Origin of the sequence: Klebsiella sp. 10-1, assembly GCF_009758445.1 — a bacterium.
GTDB classification, from domain to species: Bacteria; Pseudomonadota; Gammaproteobacteria; order Enterobacterales; family Enterobacteriaceae; genus Klebsiella; species Klebsiella scottii.
The window spans coordinates 306,130-320,276 of the sequence record NZ_WQRE01000005.1 but is presented as its reverse complement, the minus strand read 5'-3'; the positions used below and the strand labels follow the sequence as shown (position 1 = coordinate 320,276).

Below are 14,147 nucleotides of genomic sequence, written 5' to 3'. Positions count from 1 at the left end.
CAGCACATAAAGCCACCCATTCAATATCAGTTAGTGTGATCAACCAATTATAAGAAAAAATATCTATATAATAATCTAATGATTCAGCCAATGACCGCAGCATAGCGCGTCATCATACTTTTTCAGCGCGTTCTGGCATACGCGTGCATACTTTTTTGGGATAGCACTAAAAGGCGAAGGAATATGAAAACAACTGCACCTACGGGCCTGCTGCAGCAACCGCGGCCGTTCTTCATGATTTTTTTTGTAGAGTTATGGGAGCGATTTGGCTATTACGGCGTCCAGGGCATCCTGGCGGTTTTCTTTGTTAAACAGCTCGGATTCTCTCAGGAACAGGCGTTTATTACCTTTGGCGCATTTGCGGCGCTGGTATACGGCCTGATCTCCATCGGCGGCTACGTCGGCGACCACCTGCTGGGCACCAAACGGACGCTGGTGCTGGGTGCGATTGTGCTGGCGCTCGGTTATTTCATGACCGGGCTGTCGCTCTTAAAACCCGAGCTCATTTTTATCGCCTTGGGCACCATCGCCGTCGGCAACGGGCTGTTTAAGGCCAACCCCGCCAGCCTGCTGTCAAAGTGCTATCCCCCGGACGACGCGCGCCTGGACGGAGCCTTCACCCTGTTTTACATGTCGATTAACATCGGCTCCCTGCTGTCGCTATCGCTGGCGCCGGTGATTGCGGAGAAGTTTGGCTATGCCGTCGCCTACAACCTGTGCGGTGCAGGGCTGATTATCGCTCTGCTGGTCTATTTCGCCTGCCGCGGGATGGTCAAAGATATCGGTTCGGAGCCCGACCATCGGCCGTTAGTTCCGCGCAACCTGCTGTATGTGCTGGTCGGTACGGTAGCGATGATTTTCCTCTGCGCCTGGCTTATGCATAACGTGAAAATCGCCAACCTGGTGCTGATCGTCCTCTCTGTCGTGGTGATTATTTTCTTCTTTCGCGAGGCCTTCAAGCTCGATAAAACCGGCCGCAACAGGATGTTTGTCGCCTTTATCCTGATGCTGGAAGCGGTGCTGTTCTACATCCTGTATGCGCAAATGCCCACGTCGCTCAACTTTTTTGCCATCAACAACGTGCACCACCAAATCCTTGGCATCACCATTAACCCGGTCAGCTTCCAGGCGCTGAATCCGTTCTGGGTGGTGGTCGCCAGCCCGGTGCTGGCCGCGATCTACACCCGCCTGGGCAACAAAGGCCGGGACCTGACCATGCCGATGAAGTTTACCCTCGGAATGTTTTTATGTTCGCTGGGCTTCCTGACCGCCGCCGCCGGCATCTGGTTTGCCGACGCGCAGGGGCTCACTTCGCCGTGGTTTATCGTGCTGGTCTATCTGTTCCAGAGCCTCGGCGAGCTGCTGATTAGCGCGCTCGGCCTGGCGATGGTCGCCGCGCTGGTTCCGCAGCAGCTGATGGGCTTCATCCTCGGGATGTGGTTCCTGACGCAGGCAGCGGCCTTCCTGATGGGGGGATACGTGGCGACGTTCACCGCGGTGCCGGAAAATGTCACCGACCCGCTGCAGACCCTGCCGATCTACACCAACGTGTTCGGCAAAATTGGCCTGGTGACGCTGGCGGTAACGATAGTGATGGCGATTCTGGTGCCGTGGCTCAACCGCATGATCAATACGCCTGCCGGCAGCAAATAGCGGCAGCTTCCGCCCTCGGCCAGCGGCAGCTGGCTGAGGTTAACTCTTACGGGCGTCAATCCACTCCTGCACTTCAATCACAAACTCATCCGGCGCTTTGCGGTACATCTTGCGGGCGAGATCCAAAATTGTATGCTGCCCGAGCGCTTCTTCCATACGCTGCTGGGCCATATCCATCACCGAACGCACGCCACAAATGCCTTCACAGGCCCATTCCGGCGGCTGCTCGTCAAATACCGCCAGCCGCTGGCGAATTTCACGGCATTCGAAAATACGCTTATCGCCATCAATAGCATTGACCACATCCAGCACCGTGATGTGTTCGGCGGGCTTCGCCAGCTGGAAGCCGCCGCCCTTGCCTTCCATGCTGCGCACCAGGCCTGCCCGGGAGAGGCGGGTAAATATTTTGGCCAGATAGTCGTAGGGCACGCTTTGCAGCTCGGCGATTTCCCGCACGCTCATATCGCGCGCGTCGCCTTTGCTGTCCACCATGCACATCAAACTATGGATGCCGTACTCAACGCCAGAACTGTAGAACGCCATTCTCTTATCTCAGCCAAAACAAATCTGAGTTATTGTAGCTTTTTGATCGTAGCCATACCAGACAGACGCCATAGCATGCCGCAGAATAAATAATTATTTAATTGTTTATCATATAGATAATACCGCATTCCGCCATTTCGCTCTGCCGAGGGCACAAATCACGTTGCATTCGATAACTACGACAAATAAAATCCGAGTAAATACATCGTAGCAAACAGTGAGTGAAACAATAATGGCTAAAAAAATCCTGATCGTCGGCGCGGGCTTTTCCGGAATGTGGGCTGCGCTCAGCGCCGCTCGGCTGGCGGATATGCACCGCGACGAGACCGTGGAAATCACGGTAATTGCCCCGCAGCCCGAGCTGCGGGTGCGTCCACGTTTCTATGAGGATGATGTGCCGACGCTGGTCGCCCCGCTACAGCCATTATTTGACGCCACCGGCGTCAGCTTCCTGCGCGGTACCGTTGCGCGCATCGTTCCCGCCGCCAGAGAAGTGGCGTGGGTCGATGCCTCCGGCAACGCGCAGCGCGCGGGCTACGACCGGCTGATTCTCGCCAGCGGCAGCCACGTTAACCGTTCTCTGGTCGCCGGAGCCGAGGCTTACGCCTTCGATCTCGACCAGCTGGAAAGCGCCACCGTTCTGGAAAACCATCTGAAATCCCTGGCCCACGCCGCGGATAGCGTGGCGCGCAATACGGTCGTCGTCTGCGGCGGCGGCTTTACCGGCATCGAGATGGCGATGGAGCTTCCGGGCAAACTGCGGGCCATCCTGGGCTCAAATGCTAAGACCAGAGTAGTCGTAGTTGAACGGGGCCCGCAGCCGGGCTCGCGCTACAGCGACGCGCTGCGCGAGGTTATCGTCCAGGCATCCGCAGAGCTCGGCGTTGAGTGGCTGGTGAATACGGAGGTCGAAAGCATTGACGCGGCCGGCGTCACGCTCAAAGACGGGCAGACCATTGCGTCGCAGACCGTTATCTGGACCGTGGGGGTACAGGCCAACGACCTGACGGCGCAGATTGACGCCCCGCGCGATCGCCAGGGTCGCCTGCACGTCAACCGCGATCTTCAGGTGGTGGGCCATGATGAGATCTACGCCACCGGGGACGTGGCCTACGCGGCCACGGATGACAAAGGCAACCACGCGCTGATGACCTGCCAGCACGCTATTCTGCTGGGCAAATTTGCCGGGAATAACGCGGCGGCCAGCCTGCTGGAAGTCGCTCCGCTGCCCTATCGTCAGGAAAACTACGTTACCTGTCTGGATCTCGGCGCCTGGGGCGCGGTCTATACCGAAGGCTGGGACCAGCAGGTGAAGCTAACGCGGGAAGAGGCGAAAAAGGTGAAGATATCGATAACCAGCGAGCTTATCTATCCCCCGAAGGCCGATAGAGCCATTGCCTTTGAGATCGCCGATCCGCTGGCGCCGTTTGTCTAACCGCGCCCCGGCCGCGCGATGCTGACCGGGCTACGTAGCCCGGATAAGGCGTACCGGCCGGGATATTCCGCGAGAAGGGGTTATTCCGCCGTACCGGCGTAAATATCAAACCGATGGCCCTTGGTAACCACCGCGTTCGGCGTGGCGACATCCGCCAGCGGCGGCGCGTAGTCAGGGCGTTTGACCACCACGCGTTTGGTCGCCAGCAGGCGCGCCGGCTCCAGCAGGCCGTCGGCGTCTAAATCCGCGCCCACCAGCGACTGAAAGACGCGCATCTCTTTTTTCACCAGCGCGCTTTTCTGCTTGTGCGGGAACATCGGGTCGAGATAGACCACCTGCGGCCGCGGCGTAATATCGGTCAGCGCCGTCAGGCTTGAGGCGTGAATAAGCTGCAGGCGCTGCTGCAGCCACGGGCCGATTTCCGGATCGGCGTAGCCGCGGGCCAGGCCATCATCAAGCAGCGCCGCCACCACCGGGTTACGCTCCAGCATCCGCACGCGGCAGCCTACGCTGGCGAGCACAAACGCGTCGCGCCCCAGCCCCGCCGTGGCGTCCACCACGTCCGGCAGATAGTCGCCCTTTACCCCCACCGCTTTGGCCACCGCCTCGCCGCGTCCGCCGCCGAACTTACGCCGATGGGCCATCGCTCCGCCGACAAAATCAACGAAGATGCCGCCCAGCTTCGGCTCATCGCGTTTACGTAATTCCAGATGCTCCGGCGTCATCGCCAGCGCCATCAGGCTGTCTTCGTCGTGCTCCAGCCCCCAGCGGGCGGCAAGAACGGATAAGGCGCCGTCTCCGGCGCCCGTTTCATCAATTAAGCAGATTTTCACTTCCGCTTTACCCTAAACAATTCGCGTTGCCTCAGGACAACAAGGGAAAAAATCCCCGGGAACGTACACAGAGCGCGTTCCCGGGGTGAGTGAGTGCAGTTGCCGAAGAGGCAGCCTGAAGTCTGTCGGGTAAATTAGCCCTTGATCCCGTAGTGATCCAGCATCGCGTCAAGCTGCGGCTCGCGGCCGCGGAAGCGTTTGAACAGAATCATCGGCTCTTCAGAACCGCCGCGGCTGAGGATGTTATCGAGGAACGACTGACCGGTTTCACGGTTGAAAATACCCTCTTCCTCGAAGCGAGAGAAGGCGTCCGCCGCCAGCACGTCGGCCCACAGGTAGCTGTAGTAGCCCGCCGCGTAGCCGCCGGCAAAAATGTGGCTGAAGGCGTGCGGGAAGCGGCCCCACGACGGACCCGGCACCACGGCGACCTGCTTTTTGATTTCCGCCAGCGTTTCGAGGATTTTCGCCCCTTGCTCCGGCTGGTACTCCGCATGCAGGCGGAAGTCGAACAGGCCGAACTCCAGCTGGCGCAGAATAAACAGCGCGGCCTGGTAGTTCTTCGCGGCGAGCATTTTTTCCAGCAGCGCCTGCGGCAGCGGTTCGCCGGTCTCGTAGTGCCCGGAGATAAATGCCAGCGCCTCCGGCTCCCAGCACCAGTTCTCCATGAACTGGCTCGGCAGCTCAACCGCATCCCACGGCACGCCGCTAATTCCGGACACGCCCGCGGTATCGATACGGGTCAGCATATGGTGCAGACCGTGGCCGAATTCGTGGAACAGGGTGATCACTTCATCGTGGGTGAACAGCGCCGGCTTGCCGCTAACCGGACGGTTAAAGTTGCAGGTCAGGTAGGCCACCGGCTTTTGCAGCGAACCGTCCAGCTTGCGCATCTGGCCGACGCAGTCGTCCATCCACGCGCCGCCGCGCTTGTGCTCGCGCGCATAGAGATCGAGATAGAAGCTGCCGCGCAGCTCGCCTTTTTCGTCATACAGCTCGAAGAAGCGCACTTCCGGGTGCCAGACGTCGATATCGGTACGCTCTTTGGCGCTGATGCCGTAAATACGCTTAACCACTTCGAACAGGCCGTTAACGGCTCTGTTTTCCGGGAAATAGGGGCGCAGCTGCTCATCGCTGATGCTGTAGAGATGCTGCTTCTGCTTTTCACTGTAGTAAGCGATATCCCACGGCTGCAGCTCCTCAACGCCGAACTCCGCTTTGGCGAAGGCGCGCAGCTGGGCCAGCTCTTTCTCCCCCTGCGGACGGGCGCGTTTCGCCAGGTCGGTCAGGAAGTCGAGCACCTGCTGCGGGTTTTCCGCCATTTTGGTCGACAGCGATTTTGACGCGTAGCTGTCAAAGCCCAGCAGCTGCGCCAGCTCGTGGCGCAGGGCGAGGATCTCGGCCATCACCGGGCTGTTGTCCCATTTGCCGGCGTTCGGCCCCTGGTCAGAAGCGCGGGTGGAGTAGGCGCGATAGAGCTCTTCGCGCAGCGCCTGGTTTTCGCAGTAGGTCATCACCGGCAGGTAGCTCGGGATATCCAGGGTCAGCAGATAGCCTTCCTGCTCTTTGGCCTGCGCCTGAGCCTGAGCCGCCGCCAGCGCGCTCTCCGGCATCCCGGACAGCTCGGCTTCGTCGGTCACCAGCTTGCTCCAGCCCATCGTGGCGTCGAGCACGTTGTTGCTGTACTGATTGCCCAGCTCGGAGAGGCGCGCGGCAATCTCGCCGTAGCGCTTCTGCTGCTCTTTCGCCAGACCGATACCGGAGAGTTCAAAATCACGCAGCGCGTTATCCACCGCCTTTTTCTGGGCGGTGTTCAGGGTGGCGTAGTGGTCGCCGTCGCGCAGATCGCGATACGCTTTGTACAGACCTTCGTGCTGGCCCACCCAGGTGCTGTATTCCGACAGCAGCGGCAGGGTTTGTTCGTAGGCTTCACGCAGCTCCGGGCTATTTTTGACCGAATTCAGATGGCTAACGGGAGAAAAAATACGCCCCAGCACGTCGTCGACTTCCGCCAGCGGCTGGCACAGCGTCTCCCAGCTATAGGGCGCGCCCTGCGCCACGACGCTCTCTACCGATGCCCGGCAATCGTCCAGCGCTTTGGTGACCGCAGGCACCACATGCTCCGGCTTGATTGCAGAAAAAGGCGGCAATGAAAAAGGCGTCAGTAATGGATTGGTCATATGCGCAGTCCTGTTGAAAAGGGGAAATGAAGCGCGCGTTCCGGCGCTTTAGCATGGGATCTAGAATGGGGGATAGTTGGGTGAATTTCAATGTCGCGCGATGCTCAGCGCCGGGTATTGCTGCAATAAGCCCGGCCGTTGAGCAAAATCCCGGCTGGCGCGATGCTTCGCCGGGCTGCGTGAGATTAATGCGTCTTCTGCGCCATCTGCCAGGCGGCAGGCAGGTTGAGGCGCTGCCAGAACTGCTGGTCGGCGGTCTCTCCCGACAGCGGGTAGCCGGCCGGCAGCGCGGTTTTCACCATCAGCGCCCGACGCTGTGCGGCGGAAAGATGCGGCAAGGCGGCCTCCAGCAGCACCTCGGCCCCTTCCGGCACCTTCAGGGCCTGCTTCTCACCCTTCTGCTGCGGCAGATCGTAGGTCATGGTGAAGCGATAAAAGGCGTTCATGGCCGGATCGCGATAGGGATCGTCCTTCCCGGCAGTTTTCGCGCATTCAGCCAGCGAGGTGCCGCACTCTTTCTCCAGCGCGGCGCGCAGCTGATCGCGCGCTTCGTTAAACAGCGCGCGATATTTTGCATCGTTCAGATAGTGGGCGACGTTACGCTGCGCCACCATCCGCGAGCCCATCACGTCCAGCGGGTAGTGGACGCCGAGGACGATCCGCGAGTAGCCGTAGCGCGCCCCGCGCGTGACCAGCGCATCAAAGCGTTCCGGGATCATCTCGGCCATCAGCAGGGCATCGGTATAGCCGGTATTGGTGTGCCCGCTGGGGAAAGAGCCCTCGTCGGCGGTATAGGGCTGGTTATCCTTCACCACCACGTCATCCGGCACCAGATGGATAGTGTTGCCCTGAATCAGGAACGGACGCGGGTTATTGAAGTGCTTTTTCGCCGCCCCGGTGCTGACTTCGCTGGCCTTAATCAGCGCCGCCGCTTTGCCCAGCTCGCCTTTGTCGTAGGCCGTAAGGAACGCTTTGCCCAGCCGAGGCCCCATCGCATCGCTGAGGAAGTAGAGATAGCTTATCCCCTCGGCATCGGCCAACGCCTGGTGCCGGGTAGCCTGGGTGGCATCACGGTTAATGGCGGTGACGGTAGCGAGGTTATCTTTCACCACCGAATCAGGGAGTTTGCTGAACGCCGAGAGCAGCTCAATCCCCGCCTGCTGGTTCGCTTTAGCCTGAAAATCGTAGCCGCTGGCCTTGAGCCAGGCTTTATCCGCCTGGGTTTTATTCTGCTTAGCGTGCTCCAGCTGGCCGCGGGTGAGCGTTGCGGCATCCCCTTTCAGCGCCTGGCGCAGCGCCGCCAGCGTCTGGCTTTCCAGCGCGTCAAACGCCGGACTGGCGGCCGCAGGGGTGACGCTGGCGGCGATCGCCGCCGCCTGATTAAGCGGGACGTCTTTTGCCAGCGCCGGCAGCGCCAGGATCAGCGCCGACGTCAGAAGTGTGATTTGCAGTTTCATTATTTTTCCTTTTATTCAAACAATTACCTTGCCTGCACGCGACGCTAGCGCGACCGTTTGACATTTTTATGACACCGTTATGTTTTGCAACGCTTTTGCCACAATTGAAACAGCACGGCGCTACAGCGGTAATCCGGACGGATCTGCGGTAAACTATCGGTTATCTTGTTTAATTCCCGGAATCTCTGCATCCATGCTCAGTTATCGCCACAGCTTTCACGCAGGCAACCACGCCGACGTCCTCAAACACACCGTTCAGAGTCTGATCATTGAATCGCTGAAAGAGAAAGAGAAACCGTTTCTCTATCTGGACACCCACGCCGGCGCAGGGCGCTACCATCTGAGCAGCGAGCACGCCGAGCGTACCGGCGAGTATCTGGAAGGCATCTCCCGCATCTGGCAGCAGGATGACCTGCCGGCCGAGCTGGAGCCGTATATCTCCGTGGTTCAGCACTTCAACCGTAGCGGCCAGCTGCGCTACTATCCGGGCTCGCCGCTGGTTGCCCGCCAGCTTCTGCGCGAGCAGGACAGCCTGCAGCTGACCGAGCTGCACCCGAGCGATTTCCCGCTGCTGCGCTCAGAATTCCAGAAAGACGAGCGCGCGCGCGTGGAAAAGTCCGATGGTTATCAGCAGCTGAAGGCTAAGCTGCCGCCCGCCTCCCGTCGCGGTCTGATTCTTATCGACCCGCCGTACGAAATTAAAAGCGATTACCAGGCGGTCGTTACCGGCATTCACGAAGGCTACAAGCGCTTCGCTACCGGCACCTATGCGCTGTGGTACCCGGTGGTCTTACGTGCGCAGATTAAGCGAATGATCAAAGAGTTAGAAGCAACCGGCATTCGTAAAATCATGCAGATTGAGCTTGCCGTGCGCCCGGACAGCGACCAGCGTGGAATGACCGCGTCGGGGATGATCGTTATCAACCCGCCGTGGAAGCTGGAACAGCAGATGAACAACGTCCTGCCGTGGCTGCACAAAAAGCTGGTGCCGACCGGCATCGGTCATGCAACGGTTAGCTGGATCGTCCCGGAGTAATCGCAGTCATCGGCGGAACCTATTGATTTCCGGTATACAATCGCAGCATTCAGATATTAAGGATATGACTCATGAGCAAACATTATGACTACATTGCTATCGGCGGCGGCAGCGGCGGTATTGCCTCCATCAACCGCGCGGCGATGTACGGCCAGAAGTGCGCCCTGATTGAAGCGAAAGATCTGGGCGGCACCTGCGTTAACGTCGGCTGTGTACCGAAGAAGATCATGTGGCACGCGGCGCAGATTCGCGAAGCGATTCACCTGTACGGCCCGGACTACGGTTTCGATACCACCATCAATCACTTCGACTGGGACAGGCTGGTTGCCAGCCGCAGCGCCTATATCGACCGCATTCATACCTCTTACGACAACGTGCTGGGTAAAAATAAGGTCGACGTGATTAAAGGCTTCGCCCGTTTTATCGACGCCAAAACGGTTGAAGTCAACGGCGAAACCCTGACGGCCGATCATATCCTCATCGCCACCGGCGGCCGCCCGAGCCATCCGTCGATTCCGGGCGTAGAGTACGGCATCGATTCCAACGGCTTCTTCGAGCTGCCGGCGCTGCCGAAGCGCGTGGCGGTTGTCGGCGCGGGCTATATTGCCGTTGAGCTGGCGGGCGTGATTAACGGTCTGGGGGCCGAGACGCATCTGTTCGTGCGCAAGCACGCGCCGCTGCGCAGCTTCGATCCGCTGATTGTCGAGACGCTGGTTGAGGTGATGAACGCCGAAGGCCCGCAGCTGCATACCCACGCCATTCCGCAGTCGGTGGTGAAAAACGCCGACGGCAGCCTGACCCTGACCCTGGAAGATGGCCGCAGCCAGACCGTCGATTGCCTGATCTGGGCCATTGGCCGCCAGCCGGAGACCGATAACTTCAACCTCAAGGCTACCGGGGTGAAGACCAACGACAAAGGCTATATCGTCGTGGATAAGTTGCAGAACACCAGCGTGGCGGGGATCTACGCGGTGGGCGATAACACCGGCGCGGTCGAGCTGACGCCGGTCGCCGTTGCCGCCGGCCGCCGCCTCTCCGAGCGTCTGTTCAACAACAAGCCGGAAGAGCATCTGGACTACAGCAACATCCCGACCGTGGTCTTCAGCCACCCGCCGATCGGCACCGTCGGCTTAACCGAGCCGCAGGCCCGCGAGCAGTACGGCGATGAGGCGGTGAAGGTCTATAAATCGTCCTTTACCGCGATGTATACCGCCGTGACCTCGCACCGCCAGCCGTGCCGCATGAAGCTGGTCTGCGTCGGTCCGGAAGAGAAGATTGTCGGTATTCACGGCATCGGCTTCGGCATGGATGAAATGCTGCAGGGCTTTGCGGTCGCGCTGAAGATGGGCGCCACCAAGAAGGACTTCGACAACACCGTGGCGATTCACCCGACCGCCGCGGAAGAGTTCGTTACCATGCGCTAATCTTCAAGGCCCCGTACTCACGGGGCTTTTTTTAACCCCTCATGGCGCGCCTGATAAGCCGTTCCCGCCGCCTGATTTTGCAAAATCGCATGCCCGATGTAGTTACTCCAGTTAAAGCTATTTTGCAGCACCACCACCGCATTCTGGTTCGCTTTATCGAAACCGATATAGCTGGAATAGCCGCCGATATAGCCCACCTGATAGGTAATTTTCTGCCCGCCGATCGTATCGGTAACCCAGGCAATATTCGCCGCCTCCGTCTGCCGCGGATAGTAGTCCGCGCCGACGTCGGCAAAGGCTTTATCCAGCGCCGCGTTATGGGTCGGTGAAAAATGGGCGCGGGCCCAGGCGATCAGGTCCTGGGCATCGCTGTACAGGTTTGCCGCCCCGACCATATTGTTGCTGAACTGCCAGTCCGGAGTCAGCGCTCCGCGGGTTTTAAATTTCGGCTGATCCCCCGCATGCCCGAGCGCGCGCCGGGAGTATCCGCGCAGCGTTGACGGCACGAAGCTGGTGCTCTGCAGCGCCAGCGGCTGGAAAATCATCCGCGACGCCAGCGTATCAACGGATTCCCCGGTCTGATATTTGAGGATGTAGCCCAGAACGGCGTAGCCAAGATTGGAGTACTCAGGCTCACGCACCCGCGGCGCGCTGAAGGTGCGGAGATAGCCCAGCGCATCGTCGCTGTCGAGGTCGTGGTAGAAGTTTTCCCCATCGCTCAGGTAGGCCAGCAGATGCTCCAGCGACAGCAGGTTCATCGGCTGACGCGGCAGGCCGGAGGTATGCGTGACCAGCTGTAGCAGGGTGATTTTTTTGGCATCCTCGCTCAGCCGGATCTCCGGCGGCAGCAGCATGGAGAGCGTATCGTCCCACTGCAGCCGCCCCTCATTGACCAGCAGGGTTATCACCTCGGCGGTGATCCCTTTACTCAGCGATCCCAGGGCAAAGAGCGTATCCGGGGTAATCGGGTAGCGATTTTTCGCATCGGTCACGCCGTAGCAGTGAAATTCCGCCGGGCCGTTATGCTGGATAACCGCCACCACCACGCCGCTCACCTGCTTGCTCTGCATATAATGGTTAACGAAGGAATCAATGGAGAGCAGATGCCCGTTTTGCCCAACCTGACTGGTTTCGTCAGAAGGGACACTCATTTGCGAAAGCGTTCCGGAGCATCCGACAAGCAGCAGAGACGCCAGCAACACAGGGCTCAACCGCCTGCTCAAACCATACCTTCCTGCCGTACGCGCTACCGGGTGGATAAAAAAGGGACGCAGATCGTAACGGCAGTCGTCGGTGATTGCAAAGCGAACAGGCTGAATTTAACGTCCAGGGCGATGTAATTCTGGACATTTTTTTATCCCGCCGTCACGCCGTGCCGTTATTACCGTGGCGCATGAACGCCGGGCGCTGATTGAGCGCCATATACCAGCGTTCAACGGCCGGCATCTCCGGGTGGGCGAAGGGCGTCATTTTCCAGCGATGGACCGACAGGCCCAGAACGATATCCGCCAGCGTAAACCGGCTGCCGGCCAGCCACGCGCCGGTTTGCTGAAGCTGAGCGTCCACTATCTGCACGCAGCGGGTCCAGCTGGCAATGCTCTCTTTCAGCGCCGCCGGGTCCTGAAAGCGCGGGTCCTTACGCACCAGGCCCATAAACGCGTAGCGCCAGGCGTTATTAAACTCCGTGGCCTGCCAGTCCATCCAGCGCTCGACCTCGGCAGCCGCCTGCGGCGCGACGGGCAGCAGATCGTCGCGCCCGGCTTTGCGCGCCAGGTAGCGACAGATGCTGTTCGACTCCCACAGGACAAAGTCGTCATCCAGCAGAACCGGCACCAGGCTGTTCGGATTCAGCGCGCGGAACTCCGCGGTATCAATCGGCTGAAATCCGCTACCGTAATCTTCCTGCTGATACTCAAGGCCCGCTTCTTCGCAGGTCCACAACACTTTACGGACGTTAATTGATGAGCGTTTACCCAGTATTCTTAGCATTGTCAGGGATTCCTTAACCGAAGGGACGTTTTATTCACCATACTCCATCGGCTGCGCGAGTACAGCCAGCAACGGAGCAGCCTGGCGGATAATATGTAATGACATATGCGTTGGCTTTCCTCGCTCGCCCCGGTCACTTACCTGCGTTGCCGCCTTCCTGCAACCCGAATTATTTAGGGTATAGTTGATTCCAGCCTTTTTCGCCGATACAGGAGCCCGTGATGCTGACCCCCTTTAACGTTTTAACCCCGGGAAATATTCGTTTTGGTCGCGGCCTGGCGCAGAGCGCTGCGCCCTGGCTGGCCCAGCACAGCGGCAAGGTGCTGATGGTGCATGGCGCCAGCCCGCAGCGGGCCGACTTTTTGCTGGCCGAACTTCGCGCCCACGCGCTTGAGGTGACGACCCTCTCCATCGCCCATGAGCCCGACCTGCACGCTATCGAACAGGGCGTGCGCCTGGCCCGCGAAGAGGGCGTCGGGGCGGTAGTGAGCCTCGGGGGCGGCGCGGTTATCGACGCCGGCAAGGCGATCGCCGCGCTGGTGCCAGCATCCGGGGAGGTCATCGAGTATCTGGAAGTGGTCGGCAGCGGTCGGGTACTGGAGGCGCATCCGCTGCCGTTTGTCGCCATCCCCACCACCTCCGGCACCGGAGCCGAGGTGACGAAAAACGCGGTGATTAACGTCGTGCAGCAGCAGCGTAAGGTCAGCCTGCGCGATGACCGTATGCTGCCGGACCTGGCGATCGTCGACCCGGCGCTGACCGATAACGCGCCGCGGGCGGTGACGCTGGGCTCCGGCCTCGATGCGATCACCCAGCTTATCGAACCCTGGCTGTGTACCCGAGCCAATCCTTTTACCGACGCCCTGTGCCGGGAAGCGATCCCGCGCGGCATCAAGGCGCTAAAAACGCTGATGGAGAAAGAGTGCCCGCAGAGCCGCGATGAAATGGCCTGGGTCAGCCTGTGCGGCGGCCTGGCGCTGGCCAATGCCGGTCTCGGCGTGGTTCACGGCCTGGCGGGACCGCTGGGCGGCCTGAGCAACGCCTCCCACGGCGCGCTGTGCGGCTGCCTGCTGCCCTTCGGCCTCGCGCTTAACGAATCGCTGGTCACCGATGAAGCCCTGCGCGGGCGCTTTAACGACGTGCGCCGCTGGCTGGCCGACGGGCTCAACGTGCATCCGGATACCGCCTGGGAGAGCCTGCACGAATGGAGCCGCAGCGCGGGGCTCGGCAACCTGAATGACCTTGGCGTGGCGCATCAGGCGCTTGAGCCCGCCGCGCTGGCCGCCAGCGGCTCATCGTCGATGAAAGCCAACCCGGTCACGCTGAGTAGCGAACAGCTGCTGGAGATGCTGGAAGCGGCGTGGGAGTGATCCCGCGTCAGCCCGACGAAATAAGATTTTGTTGCAAAACGATTGCTCTGAATTTTTCCGCGCTATTCAGAGCAACAAATTATAAATTTATGATAAAAATCATAAAGTAATAAAAATTCCGACTTCAGGCCTCCGCACAGAAGCGTGACCTGACGCACAGTTTACTCCACGAAAACCGAAGCGAATGACTAAGCTTAAAAACCATGCCGGGGATACCCGGCGCCATTAAG

Annotated in this window: 11 protein-coding genes; 5 read left to right on the top strand and 6 right to left on the bottom strand. The window is 59.8% G+C overall.

All coding sequences use genetic code 11. The features are described 5' to 3' along the window. Nucleotides 1-183: 183 nt before the first annotated feature. Nucleotides 184-1,653 carry a dipeptide/tripeptide permease DtpB gene (gene dtpB / locus GO007_RS19570; RefSeq protein WP_095102861.1) on the top strand — a complete coding sequence of 490 codons (1,470 nt, stop codon included), beginning with the start codon at nucleotides 184-186 and terminating at the stop codon, nucleotides 1,651-1,653. Between the two features lie 39 nt (nucleotides 1,654-1,692). Here dtpB and GO007_RS19565 read toward each other — a convergent pair whose 3' ends face one another. Further along, nucleotides 1,693-2,196, bottom strand: a complete 504-nt coding sequence (locus GO007_RS19565) for an RrF2 family transcriptional regulator (protein ID WP_076946208.1) — start codon at nucleotides 2,194-2,196, stop codon at nucleotides 1,693-1,695. 232 nt (nucleotides 2,197-2,428) lie between these two features. Here GO007_RS19565 and GO007_RS19560 point away from each other — a divergent pair, with 232 nt between their 5' ends. Next, nucleotides 2,429-3,631 carry an NAD(P)/FAD-dependent oxidoreductase gene (locus GO007_RS19560; protein WP_095102859.1) on the top strand — a complete coding sequence of 401 codons (1,203 nt, stop codon included), beginning with the start codon at nucleotides 2,429-2,431 and terminating at the stop codon, nucleotides 3,629-3,631. Between the two features lie 80 nt (nucleotides 3,632-3,711). Here the strand turns inward: GO007_RS19560 and rsmJ are convergent, their stop codons facing one another. From rsmJ to GO007_RS19545, 3 genes are all read right to left on the bottom strand, one after another. Then, nucleotides 3,712-4,464, bottom strand: a complete 753-nt coding sequence (gene rsmJ / locus GO007_RS19555) for a 16S rRNA (guanine(1516)-N(2))-methyltransferase RsmJ (protein ID WP_095102857.1) — start codon at nucleotides 4,462-4,464, stop codon at nucleotides 3,712-3,714. Nucleotides 4,465-4,598: 134 nt separating this feature from the next. Further along, nucleotides 4,599-6,641 (bottom strand): oligopeptidase A, encoded by a 2,043-nt coding sequence (prlC, locus tag GO007_RS19550; protein WP_095102855.1) that lies wholly within the window; start codon nucleotides 6,639-6,641, stop codon nucleotides 4,599-4,601. Nucleotides 6,642-6,826: 185 nt separating this feature from the next. Beyond that, nucleotides 6,827-8,098 carry an acid phosphatase gene (locus GO007_RS19545; protein WP_095102853.1) on the bottom strand — a complete coding sequence of 424 codons (1,272 nt, stop codon included), beginning with the start codon at nucleotides 8,096-8,098 and terminating at the stop codon, nucleotides 6,827-6,829. A gap of 193 nt (nucleotides 8,099-8,291) precedes the next feature. On the opposite strand from GO007_RS19545, the gene GO007_RS19540 reads away from it, so the two are divergent. Both GO007_RS19540 and gorA read left to right on the top strand, forming a co-directional pair. Beyond that, complete coding sequence (locus GO007_RS19540) at nucleotides 8,292-9,134, top strand: 23S rRNA (adenine(2030)-N(6))-methyltransferase RlmJ (protein WP_095102851.1); 843 nt, start codon at nucleotides 8,292-8,294, stop codon at nucleotides 9,132-9,134. A 71-nt stretch (nucleotides 9,135-9,205) separates the two neighbouring features. Further along, on the top strand, nucleotides 9,206-10,558 hold the full coding sequence (gene gorA / locus GO007_RS19535) for a glutathione-disulfide reductase (RefSeq protein ID WP_095102849.1): 1,353 nt from the start codon (nucleotides 9,206-9,208) through the stop codon (nucleotides 10,556-10,558). A 17-nt stretch (nucleotides 10,559-10,575) separates the two neighbouring features. Here gorA and GO007_RS19530 read toward each other — a convergent pair whose 3' ends face one another. Together GO007_RS19530 and GO007_RS19525 are read right to left on the bottom strand one after the other, a co-directional pair. Then, entirely contained in the window at nucleotides 10,576-11,709 is a 1,134-nt protein-coding gene (locus tag GO007_RS19530; RefSeq protein ID WP_157349287.1) for a serine hydrolase domain-containing protein, read from the bottom strand. Nucleotides 11,710-11,923: 214 nt separating this feature from the next. Beyond that, nucleotides 11,924-12,547: a glutathione S-transferase family protein gene (locus tag GO007_RS19525; protein WP_095102845.1), complete on the bottom strand. Its 624-nt coding sequence runs from the start codon at nucleotides 12,545-12,547 to the stop codon at nucleotides 11,924-11,926. Nucleotides 12,548-12,768: 221 nt separating this feature from the next. Between GO007_RS19525 and GO007_RS19520 the strand changes: the two genes are divergently transcribed. Then, complete coding sequence (locus GO007_RS19520; RefSeq protein WP_095102843.1) at nucleotides 12,769-13,917, top strand: iron-containing alcohol dehydrogenase; 1,149 nt, start codon at nucleotides 12,769-12,771, stop codon at nucleotides 13,915-13,917. Nucleotides 13,918-14,147: the final 230 nt, after the last annotated feature.

Excerpts from the sequence above, each read along its gene's own strand:
- dtpB (WP_095102861.1), top strand. The coding sequence starts at position 184 with ATGAAAACAACTGCACCTACGGGCCTGCTGCAGCAACCGCGGCCGTTC.
- GO007_RS19565 (WP_076946208.1), bottom strand. The coding sequence starts at position 2,196 with ATGGCGTTCTACAGTTCTGGCGTTGAGTACGGCATCCATAGTTTGATG.
- GO007_RS19560 (WP_095102859.1), top strand. The coding sequence starts at position 2,429 with ATGGCTAAAAAAATCCTGATCGTCGGCGCGGGCTTTTCCGGAATGTGG.
- prlC (WP_095102855.1), bottom strand. The coding sequence starts at position 6,641 with ATGACCAATCCATTACTGACGCCTTTTTCATTGCCGCCTTTTTCTGCA.
- GO007_RS19545 (WP_095102853.1), bottom strand. The coding sequence starts at position 8,098 with ATGAAACTGCAAATCACACTTCTGACGTCGGCGCTGATCCTGGCGCTG.
- GO007_RS19540 (WP_095102851.1), top strand. The coding sequence starts at position 8,292 with ATGCTCAGTTATCGCCACAGCTTTCACGCAGGCAACCACGCCGACGTC.
- gorA (WP_095102849.1), top strand. The coding sequence starts at position 9,206 with ATGAGCAAACATTATGACTACATTGCTATCGGCGGCGGCAGCGGCGGT.
- GO007_RS19530 (WP_157349287.1), bottom strand. The coding sequence starts at position 11,709 with ATGAGTGTCCCTTCTGACGAAACCAGTCAGGTTGGGCAAAACGGGCAT.
- GO007_RS19525 (WP_095102845.1), bottom strand. The coding sequence starts at position 12,547 with ATGCTAAGAATACTGGGTAAACGCTCATCAATTAACGTCCGTAAAGTG.
- GO007_RS19520 (WP_095102843.1), top strand. The coding sequence starts at position 12,769 with ATGCTGACCCCCTTTAACGTTTTAACCCCGGGAAATATTCGTTTTGGT.